Below are 23,575 nucleotides of genomic sequence, written 5' to 3'. Positions count from 1 at the left end.
GTAGGGTGCGTTCGCGAAGCAACGCACCAACCATCTATACCCCCGGCAGTATGCCGGCAAGACGACCAAGATCCAGATGTTGCTCCAACGAATCGGCCAAGCGATCGATATGTTGCTGCCGCAACGCCGGGTAATCGATGACTTCCGCCTGCGCCAGCCCCGCCCAGTTGAGTAATGCCTGAAGCGCCTCGGGATGATCGAATAGCCCGTGCAAATAAGTCGCCAGCACCTGCCCGTCCTCCGACAGCGCGCCGTCGGTTTTGTCGGCCAGCCGCACCGCCGGCCGCGCCAGCGCCGCCCCCTGCGTCACGCCCATATGAATTTCGTAACCGGTCACCTTGGCGCCGCCAGCGGACAGCGTCCCCTCGACGCGAGTCAGGCACTTTTCCGCTGCCAGCGTGGTTTCCAACGCCAACAGCCCCAAGCCCGGGCAACTGCCAGGTTCGCCTTCCAGCCCCAACGGATCGTGAATTTGCCGACCCAGCATCTGGTAACCGCCGCAAACGCCGATCAGCTTGCCGCCATACCGCAAATGGCGCTGGATGGCCGGCTCCCAGCCGTTGGCGCGCAGCCAGGCCAGGTCGTCGCGCACGCTTTTGCTGCCCGGCAGAATGATCAAATCGGCCGGTGGCACCGGCTGTCCCGGCCCGACCAGCGTCAACTCGACCTGGGGATGCAGCCGCAGCGGATCGAAGTCGGTGTGGTTGCTGATGCGCGGATAGACCGGCGCCACCACACGCAGGATTTCGCGTCCGCCGCCAGCCTCGGCCGAGCCTTTCTGGCTGATGCTATCCTCGGCTTCGATGTGCAGCCCCATCAGGTAGGGCAACACGCCCAGCACCGGCTTGCCGGTCTCGCGCTCCAGCCAATCCAAGCCAGGCTGCAACAACGCAATATCGCCGCGAAAGCGGTTGATGACGAAGCCGACCACCCGCTCGCGCTCGCTTGGCGACAAGAGCGCCAGCGTGCCGACCAGATGGGCGAACACCCCGCCGCGGTCGATGTCGGCCACCAGCAGCACCGGGCAGTCGACCGCTTCGGCGAAGCCCATATTGGCGATATCGCCATCGCGCAAATTGATTTCCGCCGGACTGCCCGCCCCTTCCACCACAATGCACTGATACTGTTCGGCCAGACGATGAAAGGATTCCAGTACCGCGGCGCGCGCCTTGGGTTTATAGGCGTGGTAAGGCACCGCATCCATATTGCCGATCGAGCGTCCCTGGATGATCACCTGCGAACCCATATTGGAATTGGGCTTGAGCAACACCGGGTTCATATCGGTATGCGGCTCGACGCCGCAAGCCAATGCCTGCACCGCTTGCGAACGACCGATCTCGCCGCCGTCGACGGTGACGGCGCTATTGAGCGCCATATTCTGCGGTTTGAACGGTGCGACGCGCACGCCGCGCCGGGCCAGCAAGCGGCACAAACCGGCAGCCAAGGTACTCTTGCCGGCATCGGAGGTGGTGCCCTGAATCATCAGGGTTTTTGCGGACATGATTTGATCTCCGAACGCGCATTTTTTTTGCGCACGTCCTAGAATGGCGACTTTTTCCAGACCAACGGCAGCGATGCCGCCGGTCGCAAGCGCCGAAATATAGGCCTCTATCGTGATAAACGCCAGTCTTGTTTTGCCTGCGCTTTTGCTCGACCGTCTGCTGGCCGAGCCGCGTTGTTTTCACCCGCTAGTCGGTTTCGGCCGCCTGACACAACGCGTCGAAGCGCTGCTTTATCCGCGCGCGTGCAATGCCGTGCCCGCCTGGCGCATGAGGCTCTACGGCGTGCTCGGCATCGTGCTGCTTTTGCTGCCGTTCACCCTATTGGCACGCTGGCTCGGCAGTTTGCCGGGCATCGGCCTGGCGGCATCGGTGGTGGTGCTGTATCTGGCCATCGGCGCACAGAGCCTGGCCAAACACGCCGAAGCCGTGGCCGCAGCATTGGAAAACCACGACCTGCCGCTGGCGCGCCAGCGTGTCGGCATGATCGTCAGCCGCCAGACCGAGCAGTTGAGCGAAAGCCAGGTGGCGCGCGCCACGGTCGAATCGGTGTTGGAAAACGGCGGCGACGCGGTGTTTTCCGCGTTGTTCTGGTTCCTGATCGCCGGCGCGCCCGGGGTGGTGCTGTATCGGCTGTCGAATACGCTGGATGCCATGTGGGGCTACCGCAACCAGCGCTATCAATACTTCGGCTGGGCCGCGGCGCGTTTCGACGATTTGATGAACCTGATCCCCGCGCGTCTAACCGCCTTGACTTACGTCCTGCTCGGCAACACCCGCGTCGGCTGGCGCTGCTGGCGCGCACAGGCACCGACTTGGTATAGCCCGAATGCCGGGCCGGTCATGGCGGCCGGCGCCGGCGCACTGAATATTTCGCTTGGCGGCGCGGCGATCTACCACGGCAAGAGCAAAGAACGCCCGCCATTGGGCGAGGGCCGCGAGCCGACCACCGCCGACATTCGCCGCGCGGTCGCGCTGGTCCGGCGCGGCATGTGGGCCTGGGGCGTGCTGGCGCTCGTCGTCGGCTTGAGCTTTGGAGGCTTTCATGCTTGAACATGGCGGCGGTATTCTCGCGGCGGCGCAACGCTACGGCATCGCCGCGGAAGATTGGGTCGACCTATCGACCGGGCTCAACCCGCACGGTTGGCCGGTTCCGGCCGTCGATGCGCGCGCTTGGCAGCGATTGCCGGAGCCGGATGACGGACTGGAAAACGCGGCGACCGCTTTCTACGGCACGGAGGCGCACTTGGCCGTCGCCGGCTCGCAAGCCGCCATCCAGGCCTTGCCGCGGCTGCGCGCGCCCTGCCGGGTCGGCCTGCTGGACTTCACTTATGCCGAGCACCCGTATGCCTGGCAACGCCAGGGCCACCGCATCGAGCGGCTGTCGCCCGACGCCATCGACGCCCAACTCGACCAGCTAGACGTCCTACAACTCACCACGCCGAACAATCCCACCGGCTGGCTACCGGAACCGCGGCAGTTGCACGACTGGCTGGCGCGACTAGCGGCCCGAGGCGGCTGGCTGCTGTTGGACGAAACCTTTCTCGACGTCACGCCTGAACGCAGTCTGCTGCCGTTGGTCGGCCAGCCGGGGCTGATCGTTCTGCGTTCGATCGGCAAGTTCTTCGGACTGGCCGGCGCGCGCGCCGGCTTTGTCTTCGCCTGGCCGGCGCTGCTGCAAGCACTGCAAGAGGAGCTCGGCCCCTGGGCATTGGCGGGACCGACGCGCCAGGCGGTGCGACTGGCGTTGCAAGACCGCGACTGGCACGCCGCCATGCGCGAACGCCTGCCGCGCGAAAGCATCCGGCTTGCCGCGCTACTGTCCGAACACGGCTTGACACCGGACGGCGGCTCGCCGATGTTTCAATGGCTGCGGCACAACGATGCCGCTGTGGTGCATCGGCAACTGGCGCGCCAAGGCGTATGGGTGCGCTTATTCGCCGAGCCGGCCAGTCTGCGCTTTGGCCTGCCGGCGGACGAGACCGCCTGGGCACGGTTGGCACAAGCCTTGTCCCGGAGCTAGATCAAATTTTCGTCAACCACTCTTTCCCAAATATTCAATCATCACGTAATATCGCGCTTTCATGACGGTGCCCAGTAGGGTGAAACGGGAATGCGGTTCAATACCGCAGCTGCCCCCGCAACTGTAAGCGAAGAGTCCGGATCGAATGCCACTGAGCGCAAGCTTGGGAAGGCGATCTAAGAACCCTCCGAACAAGATCGGAGGGTTCCGTGGGCCAAGACGCGCGAGCCAGGAGACCGGCCGTCACATTGTCGACGTGAGCTAAAACCGGTCGGGGTGCGCCGGGAGACAAGCATGCGGCCGATCCGCCTTACGGCCGCAGCCCTCGCTCTCGGCGACGCGCAGTCAACCGAGGGCAACATGAAATTCGACCTTTCCGCACTGACCGGGGACCATCCTGCCGGCAAGCGTCAACTGGCCGCCACGATTTCCTTCCTGCTGATCGCCAACCTGGCCGCCTGGGCCTGGGCGCTCTACGCCTTCTCCGAACGTCCGACCCTGCTGGGCATGGCACTGCTGGCCTACATCTTCGGTTTGCGCCACGCCGTGGACGCCGACCATATCGCCGCCATCGACAACACAGTACGCAAGCTGATGCAGGAAAACCAACGCCCGTTCGGCGTCGGCCTGTATTTTTCGCTCGGCCACTCCTCGGTGGTGATTTTGATGGTCGCCATCATTGTCTTCACCACCGCCTCGCTGCAGGGCGAGATCGGCAGCCTCAAAGAAGTCGGCGGCGTCATCAGCACCTCGGCCTCCGCGCTATTCCTGCTGGCGCTGGCCGCGCTCAACCTGTCGGCGCTCAAGGGTATTTGGCACAACTTCCGCCGCGCGCAACGCGGCGAACCGATCTGCGAAGAACAGCTGAATATTTTGCTGGCCAGTCGGGGTTTGGTGGCGCGCCTGCTGCGGCCGTTGTTCCGCATGGTCAGCAAAAGCTGGCACCTCTTCCCGATCGGATTTTTGTTCGGTCTGGGATTCGACACCACCACCGAAATCGCCCTGTTCGCCATGGCCGGCTCGCAAGCCGCCCAGGGCATTTCCTTGTGGCACGTCATGGCATTCCCGATACTGTTCGCCGCCGGCATGGCGCTGGTCGACACACTCGACAGCCTGATGATGGTCGGCGTCTACGGCTGGGCCTTCGTCAGTCCGATCCGCAAGCTGTGGTACAACCTGACCATCACCCTGGTCTCGGTTCTGGTGGCGGTCATCATCGGCGGACTGGAGGCCCTTGGACTGGTGGCCAGCAAGCTGCATCTGTCCGGCTGGTTCTGGGATACGATCGGCGAACTGAACGAAAACCTGGCGCATTTCGGTTACTTCGTGGTGGGCATTTTCCTAGTCACCTGGGTACTGTCGGCCGCCATTTATAAATGGAAACGCATCGACCAGATCGACGGAGGTATCGCATGACCGATCGTCTCGTCCTGCTGAGCCATGCCGGCACCGACCTTTCGGCCCTCGCGCGCGCCGAGCTGCCGGCGGAGTTCGCGCAGGTCTTGGGCATCAACCTGCAGGCAATCGAAAACACGGCCGCCATGCAGACACTGTTGCAAGACGAGCTTGCCACGGCCCGCGTCATTCTCGTGCGCGTCTTGGGACATACCGACGGAATCGCCGGTTTCGATCTGCTGTTGCGCCATGCGCGTCAGACCCAAGCCGCGCTGATCGTACTCTCCGGCACCGGCGAACCCGATCCGGCCCTGGCGGCGCTCTCCAATGTGCCGGCCGGGCTGCAGCAGGAGGTCAATGCCTACCTGCAAGCCGGCGGCACGGGCAATCTTGCGCAGATGCTGCGCTGTCTGTCAGACCGGCTATTAATGACCGGTCACGGCTATACCGAACCGCAAAGCCTGCCGGAACACGGCATCTATCACCCCGAACTCGGCGCCTTGGCCACACTGGACGACTGGCGCGCCATGCGCCGTCCCGACTGGCCGACGGTCGGCCTGGTGTTCTATCGCGCGCACTGGCTATCGGGCAACACCCACTTCATCGACAGTCTGATCGACGCATTGGCCGAGCATCGGCTCAACGCCCTGCCGGTCTTCACGGCCAGCCTGCGCGCGCCGGGCGAGCATGGCTTGCCGGCGGCGCTCGCGCCGTTCGCCAAGGAAGCCATCGAAACGCTGATCAACACCACCTCGTTCGCCATCGGCGAGGTCAACAGCGACGGGCCGACCCAGGCCGGCTGGGCTGTGGCCGCCTTCGAGCAATTGAATGTCCCGGTGCTGCAGGCCATCGCCAGCAATATGACCGAAGCCACCTGGCGCGCCGCGGATCGCGGCCTCAATCCGCTGGACACGGCGATGAACGTGGCGCTACCGGAATTCGACGGACGACTGATTACCGTGCCCATGTCGTTCAAAGCGATGCACGCCGAGGCGGCCGACGGCGAAACCGTCTACATGCCGTTGGCGGATCGCGTGCGTCGCGTGGCCGGCATCGCGGCGCGCCAGGTGCGATTGCGCACCACGCCGCCCGCCGAAAAGCGCATCGCCTTTCTGTTCACCAACTCCAGCAGCAAGGCGGCGCAAATCGGCAATGCCGTCGGTCTGGACTCGCCGGCCTCGCTCTGGGCCATCCTGCAGGCCATGCAGACACAAGGTTATCGCGTCGATGGCTTGCCGACCGACAGCACGACGCTGATGCACCAATTGATCGATCGCGGCGCCTACGACCAGGCCTACCTGACCGACGAACAACTGGCGCGCGCCGCGGCGCGCGTACCGGCCGCGCGTTACGCCGAATGGTTCGCCGAATTGCCGCACGGTTTGCAGGCACGCATGACCGAACGCTGGGGCGATGCGCCCGGTGTCGCCTACGTCCACCAGGGTGCGCTGGTGTTCTCCGGACTCGAATTCGGCAACGCTTTTGTCGCGTTGCAACCGCCACGCGGCTACGGCATGGATCCGGACGCCATTTACCACACCCCGGATCTGGCGCCGACACACCACTATTACGCGCTCTATTGCTGGCTGCGCGACGAATGGCAAGCCGATGCCATCGTGCACGTCGGCAAGCACGGCACGCTGGAATGGCTGCCCGGCAAGGGCGTGGGACTCTCACAGGACTGCTTCCCCGACGCCGTATTGGGCGACATGCCTTTGTTCTACCCGTTCATCCTCAACGACCCGGGCGAAGGCGCCCAGGCCAAGCGACGCGCGCACGCCACGATCATCGACCACCTGACGCCGCCGATGACCACCGCCGACACCTACGGCCCCTTGGCGCAGCTGACGCAGCTGGTGGACGAGTACTACCAGGTGGAAATGCTCGACCCGAGCAAACTGCCCATTCTGCAGCAGCAGATTTGGGATTTGATCAAGGAAGCCAAGCTGGATGCCGATCTGGGCGCCATGCTGGCGCACGGCCATGACCACGAGCCCCCAAAGCCGGCTGCCGCCGCGAGCGGTTACCGCACCCCGGTCAAGGGCGCGGCCCACTACCGCCCGAGCGTCGGCAAAGCGGCGCACGGCGCCCATCACCATAGCCATGGGCACGGCCACGACCACGATCACCACCACTGGGACGACACGCCGGACGAACACGGCGTACCGCGCACGCTGACGCAAATGGAAGGGGTGGACGTCGCCCACCTGATCGAGGACATCGACGGCTATTTGTGCGAACTCGGTGCAGCGCAGATCCGCGACGGCTTGCACACCCTCGGCCGCGCACCCGAGGGCGACGCGCTGATCGATATGCTGTGTGCGCTGACGCGGCTGTCCAATCTGCAGATTCCCAGCCTGCCGGCGAGCGTCGCCGCCTTGTTCGAACTGGATCTGGCGCAATTGGAACAGCAACGCGGCGCGCGGCTGCCGGCCGAGCCGGCCCGGCTTGCCGCACTGACCGATCGGCGGCTGGTCACCCATGCCGACGCGATCGACGCCGTGGCTTTGCTCGCGCGCCGGCTGGTCGCCGCCTTCGCCGCGCGCGACTTTGCCGCCGACGCCATCGACCAAGTGCTGGCCACCACCCTGCCCGGCCTGACGGTCGGCCCCGCGCTACGCACCGTACTCGGCTGGATCGGCCGCCAACTGGTACCCGATCTGGCACGCACCCGCGCAGAAATCGACAACCTGCTCTCCGGCCTGGCCGGCGGCTATGTGCCGGCAGGTCCCAGCGGCGCGCCGACACGCGGCATGGCGCACGTGCTGCCGACCGGGCGTAACTTCTATTCGGTCGATCCGCGCAGCCTACCGTCGCAGGCCTCCTGGCGTATCGGCAGCGAATTGGCGCGCGAAGTCGTCGCCCGCCATCGGCAAGAAACCGGCGCGTTTCCCGAATCGGTCAGCATCAGCGTCTGGGGAACCAGCGCCATGCGCACCCACGGCGACGACATCGCCGAAATTCTGGCGCTACTGGGCGTGCGGCCGGTTTGGCAGGCGGAAAGCCGGCGTGTGCAAGGGATCGAGGTCATCCCGCTCGCCGATCTCGGTCGGCCGCGCATCGACGTCACCGTGCGTATCAGCGGCTTTTTCCGCGACGCTTTTCCGCATCTGATCAGCCTGATCGACCAGGCGGTCGAGGCCGTGGCGGGGCTGGACGAGCCGGTCGAGCAGAACTTCCTGCGCAAGCATTACCTGCAGGATCTCAAGCAGCAAATCCTGGGCGAACACACCGAATCGCAGTCGCTCTTGCGGGTATTCGGCTCCAAACCAGGCACCTACGGCGCCGGCATCCTGCCGCTGATCCAACAGCAAAACTGGCAAGACGAACACGACTTCGCCACCGCCTATATCAACTGGGGCGGCTACGGCTACAGCCGGCAGCACAACGGCAGCGACGCGCGCGATGCGCTGCGTCACCGGTTGGCGAGCAGCGAAGTGGCGCTACACAACCAGGACAACCGCGAGCACGACATTTTCGATAGCGACGACTATCTGCAATACCACGGCGGCATGATCGCCACCATCCGCAGTCTGAGCGGCCGTCAGCCGCGGCAAGAATTCGGCGACAGCCATCAACCCGACAATCCGGCGGTACGCGGCCTGAAGCAAGAGGTGCTACGCGTCTTTCGCAGCCGGGTCGTCAACCCGAAATGGCTGACCAGCATCCAGAAACACGGCTATAAAGGTGGGCTGGAGTTGACCGCCACCGTCGACTACCTGTTCGGCTACGATGCCACCGCGCACGTGGTCGACGATTGGGTCTACCAAGCGTTGGCCGAGCACTACGCGCTGGACACCGAGATGCAACGGTTCCTGGCCGATAACAACCCTTGGGCGATGAACGCCATTACCGAACGCCTGCTGGAAGCGGCCGAGCGCCAACTGTGGGCCGAGCCCGACGCCGAGACGCTGGCGAAATTGCGCGCACTGCACCTGAAGAGCGAAGCATGGCTGGAGGCGCGCGGAGAATAACGATGAAACTGGTTTATCCCTTTGCCGCCATCGTCGGCCAGCCACAGCTCAAACAGGCGCTGTTGCTGTGCGCAGTCGACCCGACGCTCGGCGGCGTCTTGATCCGCGGCGACAAGGGCAGCGCCAAGAGCACCGCCGCGCGCGGCCTGGCCGAGCTCCTGCCGCATATTGCGCGCACGGCGGGCTGCGGCTTCAACTGCGACCCGGCCTCGCCGCTGGCCGAATGCCCGGTCTGCTCGGCGAAGCCCCCAGCGGCGCAGGACGCGCCGGCGCCCTTCGTCAACTTGCCGCTCGGCGCCACCGAAGACCGCGTGCTCGGCAGCCTGGACTTCGAGGCGGCATTGCAAAAGGGCCGGCAAACGTTCAAGCCCGGTCTGCTGGCGCGTGCGCACCGCGGCATCTTGTATATCGATGAAGTCAATCTGCTGGCCGATCATCTGGTGGACGTTCTGCTGGATGTCGCGGCCATGGGCAGCAACACCGTGGAACGCGAAGGCCTGTCGTTGACGCACCCGGCACGTATCTCGCTCATTGGCACCATGAACCAGGAAGAAGGCAATCTGCGACCGCAGTTGCTCGACCGTTTCGGCTTGATGGTGGATGTCAGCGCGCCGCAGCAACCGACCGAGCGCAGCGAGGTGGTGCGCCGCCGCCTGGCGTTCGAGGCCGACCCGGCGGGCTTCGCCCGGCGGTGGCAGCCCGATGGCGATGCCTTGCGTGCCGGCCTGGCACATGCCCGCGCCCATCTGGAAGCCACGCAAATGCCGGATAGCCTGCTGTCCTTTATCAGCGAGCTATGCTGCGAATTCGAGGTTGCCAGCCTGCGCGCCGACATCGTGCTGTACAAAGCCGCGCGCGCTCAAGCCGCCCTGGCCGGGCGTGCGCAGGTCACGGCGTTGGACGTGCGCGACGCCGCACTGCTGGTGCTGCCGCACCGCCGCCGCCACAAACCGTTCGAGCAGACCGGTCTGGATCAGGAAAAACTGGAACAACTGTTGCAACGCCATCAAGAAACGCCGCCGAGCGCCGAACCGGCGCCGCAGCACGATGCCGACGAACCCCAGGATCCGCAGCAGGACGCGGAGCCAGATCAGGGGGAAGGCGGCGACACCATGATCGCCGCCGCCGCGCCGGCGCAGGTCGGCCAGCTGCAAGTCGATAGCCAGCCCCGCACGAACGCCGCCAGCGGCCGACGAAGCCAAGCGCAACACAGCGCGACCGGCCGCTACGTGCGCGCCGTGCCGGACGAGGCGCCCGATCAGTTGGCGCTCGACGCCACGCTGCGCCACGCCCTGATGCGAAATCCCGAGGCGTTTTCCGTGACCCGCGCCGACTTGCACCGCAAGGAGCGCGTCGGCCAGCAGGGCAATCTGATTTTGCTGGTGGTCGATGCCTCGGGCTCGATGGCGGCCGCACAACGCATGGCGGCGGTGAAGGGGTGCGTGCTCGGCCTATTGTCGGACGCCTATCAGCGCCGCGACCAGGTCGGCGTGATCGCCTTCCGCGGCAACGAAGCGCAATTGGTATTGGCGCCGACACGCCAAGTGGAACAAGCGCACGCGGCCCTGGAATCGCTCCCCACCGGCGGGCGCACCCCGCTGCCGCACGCGTTGGCGCTGGCCGGCGAGGTGCTGGCGCGCAGCCCGGAGCAACTGGCGCCGCTATTGGTGATTCTGTCCGACGGTCGCGCCAACGTGGCGCTGACGGCAGGCCAGGACCCGTGGCGCGAAGCGCTGGCCACCGCGCGGCAACTGGCCGAGGCCGGCCACGCCGCACTGGTACTGGACACCGAAACCGGCTTTGTGCGCCTGGGGCAAACCAAACAACTCGCCCAGGCCTTGTCCGCCGAATACCTGCCACTGGATCAACTCACTGGCGAGTATCTGTCTTTAACGATTCGCGAAAGGCTTGGCCGATGACGGGCAAGGTATTTTTGATCGGCGCCGGCCCCGGCGACGTAGAACTGTTGACGCTGAAGGCGGTACGCCTGATCAAGCAGGCCGACCTCGTCTTGATCGACGACCTGGCCAACCCCGAGGTGCTGCAGTTCGCCGCACCCGACGTGGAAGTGGTGCACGTCGGCAAGCGTTGCGGTGCGCACTCGGCAGCACAGCACGAGATCGAGGCATTGATGCTTGCCGCCGCGCTCGAAGGCCGTACCGTGGCGCGCATCAAGGGGGGCGACCCGTTCATTTTCGGTCGCGGCGGCGAAGAAATGCAGACCTTATGCGCGGCCGGCATCGACGTGGAAGTCGTCAACGGCATCACATCGGGCAGCGCCGTCCCGGCCACGCTGGGCATCCCGTTGACCCATCGCCACTGCGCGCACGGCGTGACCTTTGTCTCCGGCCATAGCCACAAAGACGGCGACGAGCCGGATTGGGCCCTCCTGGCTCGCAGCGCCATGACGCTGGTCATCTATATGGGGCTCAATCATGTGAGCCACATCGCCGATGCGCTGATGGCCGGCGGCCTGTCCGGCGACACGCCGGCCGCCGCCATCCAGTACGGCACGCGCCCCGAACAACGCCAAGCGCTGGCGAGCCTCGCCACCCTGGCGCTTGAAGTCGAGCGCCGGGGCATCGGCAGCCCGGCGCTGTTGATCATCGGCCAGACAGTCGGCCTGGCCCGCGCAAAAACGGTTATCTCATCGACGCAACACAAGGAATTGACATGATTATTTGCATCGGCGCCGGCCCCGGCGACATTGGATACTTGCCGAGACGTTCGGCCGAGCTGCTGGCCAACGCCGACGTGGTGGCCGGCTTCAATGCCGTGATCGATGTCGTGCGCCCCCTGATCCCCGCCACGGCCGAAATCGTACAGATGGGCTACCGCGACCAGGTGGCGCAACTCGATATCGTTGCCGCCATGCATCATGCCGGCAAGCGCTGCGTGGTGGTTTTCATGGGCGATATCCACTTCAGCGGCTTCCAATATCTGGAACGGGTCGAACGCGCCTGCGGCCACCCGGTGGAAACCATGCCCGGCATTACCTCGGCCCAGGTACTGGCCTCGCGCGCCAAGGTCTGCTTCGACGAAACCAGCTTCATCACCTTCCATCGCCGCGGCGACCTGACGCCGTTCAAGCGCCACCTGGTGCACGTATTGCAAGACCAGCGCAACGCCATCGTGATCCCCTGCCCGTGGGATGAAGCGCGCTCCTTCATGCCCTGGCACATCGCCGCCTACCTGCTGGAAAACGGCATCGATCCCGAGTTGAAAACCGAGGTATGGGAAAACCTGACGCGCAACGAGGCGGAATGGCACGGCACGCTCGCCGAATGCGCCGAGCACCGCTGTTCGGACATGAGCATCATGTTGATCCGTTGCAAGACGCCGATGGCAAGCCAGATCGAACCGCCGCCGGGAGTCTCGGCATGAGCGAGCGCGACGATTACGCCGTGCTATTGGCCGGGCACGGCAGCCGCGACCCCGACGGCATCGACGAATTCATGCAACTGACCGAACTGATGCGCGCGCAACGCCCGGCACTGGCGCATGGCTTTCTCGAATTCGCCGAACCGACCATCGGCGCCGCCGCGCAACAGCTGATCGACGCCGGCGCCAAGCGTATCGTCATGGTGCCGGCGGTACTATTGGCCGCCATGCACGCCAAAAACGATTTGCCGAGCGAATGGCAGACGCTGGCGCGCGACTATCCGACGGCGAGCTTCCATTTCGCCGCCACCATGAATCTGCACCCGACCCTGCTGGCGGTCTGCCGCGAACGCATCGTCGCCGCCGAAGCCCAATCGGCCGAAACGGTGGCGCGCGCCGACACCTGCCTGGTGGTGGTCGGCCGCGGCACCTCCGACCCGGACGCCAACGGCGACGTCGCCAAACTCGCGCGCATGTTGCAAGAAGGCATGGGCTTCGGCGCCGTCTTCGTCTGCTACTCCGGCACCGCCGAACCGCTGGTGGCCGATGGCCTGCAAAGCGCGGCGCGTCTGGGCTGCAAACGTCTGATCGTATTGCCTTATTTCTTGTTCGACGGCGTACTGGTCAAGCGCATCTATCGCGCCGCCGACGATCTGGCCGAGCGCCACCCCGAGCTTGAGATCCGCAAAGCCGGCTATCTGGGCGTCGACAGCCGCGTGGCCGAAGTCCTACTGGAGCGCGCCGAACAGGGTGTGGCCGGCGACGCCAATATGAACTGCGCGCTGTGCCAGTACCGGGTCAAGATCGTCGGCATGGAACACAAGGTCGGCCTGCCGCAACGCGCGCACCATCTCAAGGCGCGCGCCGACAGCACGCCGGCCGAGATCGCCTGGCCGCGCTATCAACCGCACCCGATCGAAGCGGAAAGCATGCGCATCATCACCGAAGGCCGCGACTGGTCGAGCTTCCCGCCCGACCAGCACCTGGCGCTCAAGCGTCTGGTGCACACCACCGGCGACTTCACTTGCGTCGACGAGATGTTCTTCTCGCCGGGGGCGGCCGAAATCGGCATGCGCGCGCTGTTGCGCTGTCAGCGCGTGGTCACCGACGTCACCATGGTCGAAACCGGCCTCAAGCGCGTGGTACTCAAGCAACTGGGTGTGGAAACCTGGTGCGGCGTGCACGACGAGGAAACGCGGTTGATGGCGGAAGCGCACGGGCTGACCCGTTCGGCCGCCGGTATCCGCCGCGCCTGGGAAAAGTTCGGCAACGACGTGGTGATCGCCATCGGCGATGCGCCGACCGCCATCATGGAAGTGGTGCGCTTGGTGCGCGAACACGGCTGGCGTCCGCAATTGGTGGTCGGCCTGCCGGTCGGCTTCGTCGGTACGCGCGAATGCAAGGACGCGTTGAAAAAATTAATGCAGGTGCCGCGCATCACCAATAGCGGCACGCGCGGCGGGTCGCCTTGGGCGGCCACCGTGGTCAACGCGTTGATGATCGCCGCGATCGAAGCGGTGTATCTGGAGAAGCAGGCAGGATGAATACGCGCCGCGCCTTCGACCTCGACGTACCGGCCCCGAACGGGCTGATGCGCGGACGCACCACCGGTAGTTGCGCCACCGCCGCCGTCAAGGCCGCGTTGTTGCGACTGTTGGATGGCGTCACGGTCGATGCGGTCGAGGTCAGCCTGCCGGATCCGGATTTCTACCTGCCGGTACCGGTCGCCGGCGTACAGACCTTAAGCGATGGCGGCGTACGCGCCGAGGTCGTCAAATACGCCGGCGACGATCCTGACACCACGCGCGGCGCGACGATCTTCGCCGAGGTGCGGCCGAATGGCACCGGCACGCTACGCTACCTGGCGGCCCAGGGCGTCGGCACCGTCACCGCGCCGGGCCTGCGCATTCCGCCCGGCGAAGCGGCGATCAACCCGGTGCCGCGCCAGATGATGCGCTGGGCGGTGGAGGAAGTGCTGGCCGGCCGACTCGACCCGGGCTTCGACCTGGCCATTGGTTGCGTCGATGGCGAAAAGATCGCCAAGCGCACGTTCAACCCGCTGCTCGGCATCGTCGGCGGCATTTCGATTCTCGGCACCAGCGGCATCGTCGAGCCGATGTCGCTCGCCGCCTGGATCGCCTCGATCGAGGTGTACATCCGCGTGGCGCTGGGTGACGCGCCGCCGCCGGCCATCGCGCTTACGCCGGGGAAAATCGGCCGCGGCTTCGCCGCCGACACCTTGCAGCTGCAAAAACACCAGGTGGTGCAGATCGCCAACTTCATCGGCGACTCGCTCGACCAGACCGAAACCATCCTGCGCGAAAAGCAAGCCCGGCTCGGCGCCCTGTGGATGCTGGGTCACCCAGGGAAGCTTGCCAAGCTATTGGACGGCTCGTGGGACACCCACTCCAGCAAAAGTCGCATGGCCATGCGCGGCGTGGCGCAATTCGCCGCCGCGCAGGGCTTCGAGCCCGATATCGTTTTACAGATCGAGAAAGCCAATACTGTGGAAAACGTGATTCAAATACTGCAGCCGGACGCGCGCGCCCATGCCTTCTGGTGTGCGTTGGAAGCGCATCTGGCCGCCATGATGCAGCCGCGCGTACCAAGCGTCGACCGGCTCTCTGTCCGCCTATTCAGCATGGACGGCACCCCATTGGGAGAAGCGGCATGAGCCAGACGCTGGGACGTTTTATCGGTGTGGGCGTCGGCCCCGGCACGCCGGGCCTGATCGCCGTGGCGGCACTGGCCGACCTGCGGAGCGCCGACATCATCTACCTACCGCGCGCGCGCTCGAGCGACATTTCCATTGCGCGCCAGACGCTGGCCGGACTCGACATCGATCCGTCGCGTTTTCGCGAGGTGGAATTCAATATGGACCCGGATCGCAGCGTGCTGGCGCGCCATTACGGCGAGTTGGCGGCCCAGGTGGTCGACGAGCTGCGCCAGGGACATACGGTGGCCTATCTGACCATCGGCGACGCCATGACCTACTCCACCTACGGCTACCTACTCGCGGCGGTGCGCGAGATGCTGCCCGCGGCCGAACACAAGACCTGGCCCGGCATCACCAGTTTCGCCGCCACCGCCTCGGCGCTGTCCTGGCCGCTGGGCGAAGGCAAGGAGCGCATGCTGATCCTGCCCTGCCCGGACGATATGGCGGCATTGGCGGACGACATCGCCAGCCACGACATCGTGATTTTGATGAAAATCGGCAAGCGCCTGCCGGAGGTGCTGGCGCTCTTGGATCGGCTCGGCATCGCCGAGCACTGCGCCTATGCCCGCCGTATCGGCCTGGCCGACGAGGTGCTATGCGAGCGCGTCGACACGCTCGATCCGGAAGACGCCATCGGCTACCTGTCCACCCTGTTGATCCGCCGTACGGCGCGAGAAAAGAGACATTCATGAAAGTATATTTCATCGGCGCCGGCCCCGGCGCCGCCGATCTGATCACGGTGCGCGGCGCCCGTCTGCTGGGTCAGGTTTCGATGGTGCTGTACGCCGGATCGCTGGTGCCGCGCGATATGCTGCAGCATTGCCGTCCAGACGCCGAACTATTCGATACCGCCGAGTTGTCGCTCGACGAGCAGGAAGCCTGCTATCTGCGCGCACGCGATGCCGGCGCCGATGTCGTGCGGCTGCATTCCGGCGACCCGGCGATCTACGGCGCCACCGCCGAACAGATGCGCCGGTTGGAGAAGCTGGGCATCGAATATGAAATCGTGCCGGGGGTGTCGTCCTTCACCGCCGCCGCCGCGGCCTTGGGCAGCGAACTGACCAAGCCCGAGGTATCGCAGTCGATCATCCTCACTCGCGTATCCGGCCGCGCCTCGGCGGTGCCGGAACTGGAATCGGTCGAGCGGTTCGCCGCGCACCGCGCCACGATGTGCATTTTCCTCTCCGGCCAGCGACTGAAGGAAACCATCGCCGATCTGCGCAAGCACTACCCGGACAGCACGCCGGTGGCCTTGGTGCGCCGCGCCAGCTGGCCGGATCAATCGACCCATCGCAGCACCCTGGGTGCACTGCTGGCCGAGATCAAGCAGAAGGACTGGCTATTGACCACGCTGTTGTTGGTTGGCGAGGCGCTGTCTAGCGAAACCGGGGTCGAGTCTTGCCTGTATTCGGCCGGCTATACCCATATTTTCCGCGACAGTACCGAGCGCAAGGCGCAAAAGGTCGCCCGCGCCGAGGAAGCCTAAGTGGACGGACTCGGCATCTGGCTGGTGCGCCCCGAGGCCGAGCCGCTGGGTCAGCGGCTGGCAGCGGCACTGGGGGGGACGATCTACCGGCCTTGGTTGGCTGCGGATGGCGGATTGACGCCGGGCAAACAGTTCCGCGCAGCTTGGCGCCAACACCGGCAATGGCTGCTGGTGATGGCCAGCGGCATCGCGGTGCGCTACATGGACGGTCTGCCGCAAAGCAAGCTGACCGACCCGGCGGTGGTGGTATTGGACGAAGCGGCACGCTTCGCCATCCCACTCTTGTGCGGCCACGAAGGGGGCGCCAACGCCCTGGCTTACGCCGTGGCGCGCGCCACCGGCGCCATACCGGCCATCACCACCGCCAGCGAGGCGCTCAAGCCCTTGACGCTCGGCATCGGCTGCCGGCGCGGCAAAAGCCGGGACGCCATCGAACAGGCCGTGCGCTCGGCGCTCGGCGCACGCCAGCTCGCCGAAGTACGCGAAGTCGCCACGATCGACCTGAAGGCCGACGAGGCCGGCTTGCTGGACTTCTGCGCACAACACGATCTGCCGTTGCGCGTCATCGCACGCGCCGACGTTGCGGCCCGCGGCTGGACCGGCGCGCCCTCCGACTGGGTACGGCACAACGTCGGCGTCGATGGCGTGTGCGAACCCTGTGCATTGATCGCCAGCCCGCGCGGCCGGCTGATCACCCCGAAAATCGCGTACGACGGCGTCACGGTCGCCGTCGTCGAAGACAGCTTTAACGAGGAACTTCCCCAATAATGAGCGGCAAACTCTATCTTGTCTCGGTCGGCCCGGGCACCACGCAACTGATTCCGCCGATGGTGCGCGAGGCGCTGGCCGCGTCGGACGTCATCGTCTCCTACGAGCTTTATCTGACCTGGGTACGGCCCTGGGTCGACGGCAAGGAAATTCACACGCCGCCGATGACCCAGGAACGCGCCAGGGCGCAATTGGCGCTGGAGAAGGCGCGCGCCGGCCATACCGTCTCGCTGTTGTCCAGCGGCGATATCGGCGTCTACGCCATGGCCGCGCTGGCCTTCGAGGATATGCTGGAAAGCGACCGCTTCGAAGTGCAACTGATCCCGGGCATCACCTCGGCCAATGCCTGCGCCTCGGTACTCGGCTCGCCGCTATCGCACGATTTCGCCACGCTTTCGCTCTCGGATCTGCTGTGCCCGTGGAGCTGGATCGAAAACCGCGCGCGCCATATCGCCCAGGCCGACTTGGCGGCGGTGTTCTACAACGTGCAGAGCCGCCAGCGCCAGGAAGGCGTCTACCGCATCCTGGACATCATGCTGGAGCATAAGCGGCCGGAAACGATGTGCGGCATCGTGCGCAACGCCTACCGCGAAGACCAGAGCCACGAAATCCTGACGCTGGCCGAACTGCGCACGCGTCAGTTCGATATGTTCACCTCGCTGGTCATCGGCAACCGTTTCACGCGCAAGAAACGTGACTGGATCTTCACCCCGCGCGGTTACGGCAACTGGCAGGACACGCCGGAAACCGTCAAGGCCGAAGCGCTGCCCGCCGAGGCCGTCTGGGTATTCTCCGGCACCAGCGACGGCAATGTGCTGGCACAGCGCCTAGCCGAGACCGGCCAGGCGGTGGTGGTATCCAGCGCCAGCGAGTACGGCGCCGAGCAGGCCGCGCTCAATTGTCCGAATGTCACCACCGTATCCGGTCGATTGGGCTTGGAACGTCGGCGCGAACTGTTGGGCCAGTCGCGTGCGCGCGCCATTATCGACGCCACCCACCCTTACGCCAGCGAGATTTCGCAACAGCTGATCGAGCTGTCGCAACAGCTCGACCTGCGCTACCTGCGTTTCGAGCGCCCGAGCCTGGTCGACGAATTCCCGGCGCGGCGCGTGGCCGACATGGATCAGGCGGCGCTTTTGGCCATGCAGCTAGGCTCGCGCATTTTCCTCGCCACCGGCTCGAAAGACCTGGGGCGCTTCATGCAAGCGCCTGGCGCGTCGGACAAACAGTGGTTCCTGCGCATGGCGCCCGATCCGCAGCAGTTGCAGCGCGCGTTGGATCTGGGCGTGCCGCGCGGCCATCTGTGCGCCATGCAAGGCCCATTCTCGCGCGAGGCAAACGAAACGCTATGGCGCGATTGGGGTATCGATTGCGTGGTCAGCAAGGAGTCGGGCGAAGCCGGCGGCTATCGCGCCAAAGCCGAAGCCGCCGCGGCGCTTGGCATCCCGTTCATCGTGGTAGAGCGGCCGCGTGTCGATTATCCGGCCCAGGCCGATAGCATCGAAGCGGTGTTGACCGAGGTCATTGCATGAGCCAGCCGCGCATTCCGGTCACGGTGGTCACCGGTTTTCTCGGCGCCGGCAAGACCACGCTGCTCGCGAGCCTGATCCGGCAAAGCCGCCAGCGCCGACTGGCGATCCTGGTCAACGAGTTCGGCGAAGTATCGATCGACGGCGCACTGTTGCGCGACACCGACTCGGAACAGGTCGAGATCCACGACCTGGCCCACGGGCTGGTGGCCTATGACGACGACGAGGATTTTCTGCCGGCGATGCAGGCCATCTGGCAGCGGCGCGCGCTGGTCGACCACGTACTGATCGAAACATCTGGGCTGGCGCTCCCCAGCGCGGTGATGGCGCGGCTGCAAAGCCCTGAGCTCGCGCCCTACTTCGTACTCGATGCCACGCTGGCGGTGGTCGACACCCCGTTATTGCTTGCCGACGACTTCGCCGCCGGCGCGGTGGGCGACATGTTCCAACAACAGTTGTCGTGCGCCGATATCGTGGTACTGAACAAGATCGACGCGCTGGACGACCAGGCGCTGCTGACGGCCGAAAGCCGCGTGCGCGCGGCTTCGCCCTCGATCCGTTTCATCGAGCTGGCCTTCGAGGCCAAGCTCGACACCCGGCTGACCCTTGGGCTGCACCTGCACGAGGCCGGCGCCGACCGGCAACGCCATTACGGTCCGATCGCCAGCATGCCGGGACCGGGCTTCCGGCCGTTGACCGACCAGACGGCGCTCGACGGCCATAGCCATGGCGGCGGCGCAGCGCACAGCCACGGCTTGGCGACTCACAAGCATTTCCACGAACAGGACCCGGGCTGGCAGTCGTTCACCATCAAAAGCCCGGACGCGCAGGATGGCGAGCGGCTACGCGCCGCGGTCGCCACCATCGCGCGCGAGCAGCCGCTATTGCGCATCAAGGGTTTCGCCATGCCGATCGATGGCTTGGGGCGGCTATTGATTCAGGGCGTGCGCACCCGCATCGAGCTGACGCATGCGCCCGCCGCGACGCCGGCGCGCCAGGCACAGCTGGTGTTTATCGGTTACCACCCGAACCGGGCGAGCGTGGTCGAGCGTTTGCGCGAATTGACAGGGACGACATGGCGATGAAAACCGAACCGCAAGACCACCTGCGTATGACGCAGAAACGCAAAGCCGGCTTCGAAAAGAAAAAGGCCGCCGCGACCAAGGAAAAAGGCTTGCTGATCGTGCACACCGGTACCGGCAAAGGCAAATCGAGCGCCGCCTTCGGTATGGGATTGCGCACGGTCGGCCACGGCATGCGGCTCGGCGTGGTGCAGTTCATCAAAGGCGCGCTCTATACCGCCGAGCGCGACATACTGGACAGCTTCGACAACTGCGACTTTCACACCATGGGCGAGGGCTACACCTGGAACACCCAGAATCGCGAAGCCGACATCGCCACCGCGCGCCAGGGCTGGGCACAAGCCTGCGCCATGCTCGATAGCGGCGAGTACGACATGCTGATCCTCGACGAGCTCAACGTGATCCTGAAGTACCAGTACCTGCCGTTGGAAGAAGTGCTGCATCAATTCGCCACGCGGCCGGCCAATCTGCATGTCGTCGTGACCGGCCGGCATGCGCCCGAAGCGCTGATCGAGGCGGCGGATCTGGTGACCGAAATGCGACTCGTCAAACACCCGTACCGCGAACAGGGCATCAAAGCCCAAGCCGGCGTGGAGTTCTGATGGAGACGAGCCTAACGCGCCACTGCCCGGCACTGCTGATGACCGCCCCGGCCTCGCACCAGGGCAAAACCACCTTGACCGCGGGCTTGGCGCGCTTTCATCGCGACCAAGGGCGGCGCGTGCGCGTCTTCAAGATCGGCCCGGACTTCCTCGACCCGTACATTCTGGAGCGTGCCTCGGGCGCACCGGTCGAATCGTTGGACTTATGGATGACCGGCGAGGCGGATTGCCGCGCCCGGCTCTACCGCGCCGCCGCCGAAGCGGATCTGATCCTCATCGAGGGCAGCATGGGGCTGTTCGATGGCACACCGTCGAGCGCCGACCTGGCCGAGCATTTCGGCTTGCCGCTGGTGGCGGTGATCGACGCCGCCGGCATGGCGCAGACCTTCGGCGCCGTGGCGCTGGGCCTGGTCGCGCTCAGGCCGCAACTGCGCTTCCATGGCGTGCTGGCCAATCACGTTGCGGGTAGCCGCCACGCCGATATGCTGCAGCAAGGATTACCCGACTTTATCCCATATAGCGGATATATCGCCCGACAGGACGACATCGGACTGCCGGAACGGCACCTGGGGCTGGTGCAAGCCCAGGAGATCGACGACTTGGAGGCCCGACTGGATCGGGCGGCGCGCCAGATGGCGGACACCGCACTGGCGACCCTGCCGCCGGCGGTGGCCTTCGCCCCGGCCGAACTGCCCGCCGTGCCTGCGCTATTGGCCGGACAACGCATCGCCATTGCGCGCGATGCCGCTTTCTCCTTCTTGTATCCGGCCAATCTGCAATGCCTGCGCGACTTGGGTGCCGAACTGACGTTTTTCTCGCCGCTGGCCGACCAGGCATTGCCGCCCTGCGACGCGGTGTACTTACCCGGCGGTTACCCGGAATTGCATTTGGCCCGGCTCGCCGACAATCGCGTTAGCGCCGAGTCGCTTCGCGTCCATGCCCGGGCCGGCAAACCGCTTTATGCCGAGTGCGGCGGCATGTTGTATCTGTTCGAACGACTGGTCGACCAGCATGGCCGGAGCGCGCCGCTACTCGGGCTATTGCCCGGCCACGCCGAAATGGGCAAACGGCTGGCGGCACTCGGCCTGCAACAGATCGAACTCGATGGACAGATCCTGCGCGGCCACACCTTTCATTACTCGACGCTGCACACCCCGCTCGAAGTCGAAATTCGGGCCACCCGCGCGGTCGGCGGCGCGGCGGGCGAAGCGTTTTACCGTCAAGACAACCTACAGGCGAGCTACCTGCACGCCTGGTTTCCTTCCAATCCGCTGGCCGTGAGCCGGCTGTTTCTCGGCACAAGGACGTGATGATGTTGATTCCGCAGATTTCCCCCATCGCCGATGCGGCGCTAAGCGCCCGGCTCAAAGCCGCCATCGACAACAAAACCAAACCGCTGGGTAGTCTTGGGCGCCTGGAGACGCTGGCCTTGCAGATCGGGCTGATCCAACAGACGGTCGACGTCACCGTCGAGCGACCGGCGATGGTGATCTATGCCGCCGATCACGGCGTGACTGACGAGCGGATTTCGCTGTATCCGCCCTGCGTGACGCGCCAGATGGTGGAGAACTTCCTTGCCGGCGGCGCCGCCAGCAGCGTGCTGGCACGCCAGAACGGCTTCGAAGTGCACATCGTCGACGGCGGCGTCGACCACGATTTCGGTGCTCGTCCCGGGCTGATCGACTGCAAGGTGCGGCGCGGCAGCCGCAATTTCGTCAACGAGCCGGCCATGACGCGTGCCGAGTGCGAACTGGCGATGCAGCGCGCCATGACGGTGGTGGACGGCTTGGCCGGCAATGTGGTGGCGTTCGGCGAAAAAGGTATTGGCAACACCACGCCTTCGGCCGCCTTGATGCACCTGATGACCGGCATCCCGCTGGCCGAATGCGTCGGCGCCGGCACCGGGCTCAACCGTGACGGCATCGCCCACAAGCAGCGGGTGATCGAGCGCGCACTGGCGCGGCACGGCACTCCGCAAGACCCGATGGACATCATGGCCACCTACGGCGGGATCGAAATCGCCATGATGGCGGCCGGCATGATCCAGGCCGCCCGCCGGCGCATGGTGGTCTTGATCGATGGCTTCATCGCCACCAGCGCGTTGTTGGTGGCGCTCAAGCTGCGGCCGGCGCTGATCGATTATTGCGTGTTCTCGCACTGTTCGGACGAGCACGGCCACACGCAGATGCTGCGCCACCTGGGCGTCGAACCGCTACTGCACCTGAATCTGCGCCTTGGCGAAGCCACCGGCTGCGCGCTGGCCATGCCCTATGTGCACGCGGCGGTGAATTTCCTGCGCCAGATGGCCACCTTCGAAGCCGCGGCGGTCAGCGAGGCGTTGGCGTGATGCAAGCGATCCGCCGCTTCTTCATCGCGCTGCAGTTCTTCACCTGCCTGCCGATTCCGCGCTGGGTCGGCTTCGAGGCCGACTGGCTGCGGCACGCGGCGGGCTTCTTTCCGCTGGTCGGCTTGCTGATCGGCGCGCTCACGGCCGGCACCTTCGCCGCGGCGCATCTTTGGCTGCCGTTGCCGGTGGCCGTCGCCCTGTCGATGGCGGCCGGGGCCTATCTGACGCGCGCCATGCACGAGGACGGCTTTGCCGATGTGTGCGACGGGTTCGGCGGCGGTTGGGAGCGCGACCGGGTGCTGGCCATCATGAAGGATTCCTGCGTCGGCAGTTTCGGCCTGGTCGGCATGCTGTTGCTGCTCGGGCTGAAATTCGCCTGTCTGACCACGCTGCCGGTACCGGCGCTGGTGCCGGCCTTGCTGTTGGCGCATCCGGTTTCGCGCTTCATGGCCACCATCCTGATTTGGCGACTCGACTATGCCCGGCCAGGGGAGAGCAAGGCGCGCGCCGTGGCGCAGCACATGAGCGGCGGCGATTTCGCTTTAGCCGTGCTCAGCGGTCTATTACCGGCGCTCGCACTCGCATGGCGGCTCGGCCTGAGCGGCCGGTCGCTCTGCGCGGCGCTCGCACTGGCCCTGCTGGCAACGCTATGGCTGGTCCGGCTATTCCTACGCCGCATCGGCGGCTATACCGGCGACTGCCTGGGCGCCGTGCAGCAAGTAAGCGAAGTGGCGATTTATCTTGGCCTGTTGGCCACCTTGACCCCTTAAGGA

At 65.5% G+C, this 23,575-nt stretch carries 19 protein-coding genes and 1 riboswitch; of the genes, 18 read left to right on the top strand and 1 reads right to left on the bottom strand.

Annotated features, from left to right (window positions below; all coding sequences use genetic code 11):
* Positions 1-34: 34 nt before the first annotated feature.
* Entirely contained in the window at positions 35-1,501 is a 1,467-nt protein-coding gene (locus DFP86_RS10450; RefSeq protein WP_133680899.1) for a cobyric acid synthase, read from the bottom strand.
* 112 nt (positions 1,502-1,613) lie between these two features.
* On the opposite strand from DFP86_RS10450, the gene cbiB reads away from it, so the two are divergent.
* From cbiB to DFP86_RS10360, 18 genes are all read left to right on the top strand, one after another.
* The gene (gene cbiB, locus DFP86_RS10445) at positions 1,614-2,552 is read left to right on the top strand and encodes an adenosylcobinamide-phosphate synthase CbiB (RefSeq protein ID WP_166642226.1); all 939 of its coding nucleotides are present in this window, start codon (positions 1,614-1,616) and stop codon (positions 2,550-2,552) included.
* Complete coding sequence (cobD, locus tag DFP86_RS10440) at positions 2,545-3,522, top strand: threonine-phosphate decarboxylase CobD (RefSeq protein WP_133680897.1); 978 nt, start codon at positions 2,545-2,547, stop codon at positions 3,520-3,522. The genes cbiB and cobD overlap by 8 nt, the downstream gene beginning before the upstream one ends.
* Positions 3,523-3,570: 48 nt before the next feature.
* Positions 3,571-3,781, top strand: a riboswitch (cobalamin riboswitch).
* Positions 3,782-3,882: 101 nt separating this feature from the next.
* The gene (locus DFP86_RS10435; RefSeq protein WP_133680895.1) at positions 3,883-4,938 is read left to right on the top strand and encodes a HoxN/HupN/NixA family nickel/cobalt transporter; all 1,056 of its coding nucleotides are present in this window, start codon (positions 3,883-3,885) and stop codon (positions 4,936-4,938) included.
* Positions 4,935-8,891, top strand: coding sequence for a cobaltochelatase subunit CobN (locus tag DFP86_RS10430; RefSeq protein ID WP_133680893.1), 3,957 nt, complete (start codon positions 4,935-4,937; stop codon positions 8,889-8,891). The genes DFP86_RS10435 and DFP86_RS10430 overlap by 4 nt, the downstream gene beginning before the upstream one ends.
* A gap of 2 nt (positions 8,892-8,893) precedes the next feature.
* A complete protein-coding gene (locus tag DFP86_RS10425; RefSeq protein ID WP_133680891.1) occupies positions 8,894-10,810 on the top strand; it encodes a putative cobaltochelatase in 1,917 nt (638 codons plus the stop codon).
* Positions 10,807-11,568, top strand: coding sequence for a uroporphyrinogen-III C-methyltransferase (cobA, locus tag DFP86_RS10420; RefSeq protein WP_133680889.1), 762 nt, complete (start codon positions 10,807-10,809; stop codon positions 11,566-11,568). The genes DFP86_RS10425 and cobA overlap by 4 nt, the downstream gene beginning before the upstream one ends.
* Entirely contained in the window at positions 11,565-12,275 is a 711-nt protein-coding gene (locus DFP86_RS10415; RefSeq protein WP_133680888.1) for a cobalt-precorrin-7 (C(5))-methyltransferase, read from the top strand. Before cobA ends, DFP86_RS10415 begins: the two co-directional genes overlap by 4 nt.
* On the top strand, positions 12,272-13,816 hold the full coding sequence (locus DFP86_RS10410) for a precorrin-8X methylmutase (protein WP_133680886.1): 1,545 nt from the start codon (positions 12,272-12,274) through the stop codon (positions 13,814-13,816). The genes DFP86_RS10415 and DFP86_RS10410 overlap by 4 nt, the downstream gene beginning before the upstream one ends.
* Positions 13,813-14,946: a cobalt-precorrin-5B (C(1))-methyltransferase CbiD gene (cbiD, locus tag DFP86_RS10405; RefSeq protein ID WP_133680884.1), complete on the top strand. Its 1,134-nt coding sequence runs from the start codon at positions 13,813-13,815 to the stop codon at positions 14,944-14,946. Before DFP86_RS10410 ends, cbiD begins: the two co-directional genes overlap by 4 nt.
* The gene (gene cobI / locus DFP86_RS10400) at positions 14,943-15,680 is read left to right on the top strand and encodes a precorrin-2 C(20)-methyltransferase (protein ID WP_133680882.1); all 738 of its coding nucleotides are present in this window, start codon (positions 14,943-14,945) and stop codon (positions 15,678-15,680) included. The genes cbiD and cobI overlap by 4 nt, the downstream gene beginning before the upstream one ends.
* Positions 15,677-16,474, top strand: coding sequence for a precorrin-4 C(11)-methyltransferase (gene cobM / locus DFP86_RS10395; protein WP_133680880.1), 798 nt, complete (start codon positions 15,677-15,679; stop codon positions 16,472-16,474). Before cobI ends, cobM begins: the two co-directional genes overlap by 4 nt.
* Positions 16,475-17,242: a cobalamin biosynthesis protein gene (locus DFP86_RS10390; RefSeq protein ID WP_133680878.1), complete on the top strand. Its 768-nt coding sequence runs from the start codon at positions 16,475-16,477 to the stop codon at positions 17,240-17,242.
* Positions 17,242-18,774 (top strand): precorrin-3B C(17)-methyltransferase, encoded by a 1,533-nt coding sequence (cobJ, locus tag DFP86_RS10385; protein ID WP_133680876.1) that lies wholly within the window; start codon positions 17,242-17,244, stop codon positions 18,772-18,774. The genes DFP86_RS10390 and cobJ overlap by 1 nt, the downstream gene beginning before the upstream one ends.
* Complete coding sequence (locus DFP86_RS10380; RefSeq protein WP_133680874.1) at positions 18,771-19,856, top strand: CobW family GTP-binding protein; 1,086 nt, start codon at positions 18,771-18,773, stop codon at positions 19,854-19,856. The genes cobJ and DFP86_RS10380 overlap by 4 nt, the downstream gene beginning before the upstream one ends.
* Positions 19,853-20,455, top strand: a complete 603-nt coding sequence (gene cobO / locus DFP86_RS10375; RefSeq protein WP_133680872.1) for a cob(I)yrinic acid a,c-diamide adenosyltransferase — start codon at positions 19,853-19,855, stop codon at positions 20,453-20,455. The genes DFP86_RS10380 and cobO overlap by 4 nt, the downstream gene beginning before the upstream one ends.
* Positions 20,455-21,765 (top strand): cobyrinic acid a,c-diamide synthase CobB, encoded by a 1,311-nt coding sequence (locus DFP86_RS10370; RefSeq protein WP_133680870.1) that lies wholly within the window; start codon positions 20,455-20,457, stop codon positions 21,763-21,765. Before cobO ends, DFP86_RS10370 begins: the two co-directional genes overlap by 1 nt.
* Positions 21,765-22,802 (top strand): nicotinate-nucleotide--dimethylbenzimidazole phosphoribosyltransferase, encoded by a 1,038-nt coding sequence (cobT, locus tag DFP86_RS10365; protein WP_243729360.1) that lies wholly within the window; start codon positions 21,765-21,767, stop codon positions 22,800-22,802. The genes DFP86_RS10370 and cobT overlap by 1 nt, the downstream gene beginning before the upstream one ends.
* A complete protein-coding gene (locus tag DFP86_RS10360) occupies positions 22,802-23,572 on the top strand; it encodes an adenosylcobinamide-GDP ribazoletransferase (RefSeq protein WP_133680940.1) in 771 nt (256 codons plus the stop codon). The genes cobT and DFP86_RS10360 overlap by 1 nt, the downstream gene beginning before the upstream one ends.
* The last annotated feature ends 3 nt before the right edge of the window (positions 23,573-23,575 follow it).

The organism is Paludibacterium purpuratum (assembly GCF_004363805.1).
Taxonomy (GTDB): domain Bacteria; phylum Pseudomonadota; class Gammaproteobacteria; order Burkholderiales; family Chromobacteriaceae; genus Paludibacterium; species Paludibacterium purpuratum.
Note: the sequence above shows the minus strand (reverse complement) of the source record. Positions and strands in the feature narration are given on the sequence as shown.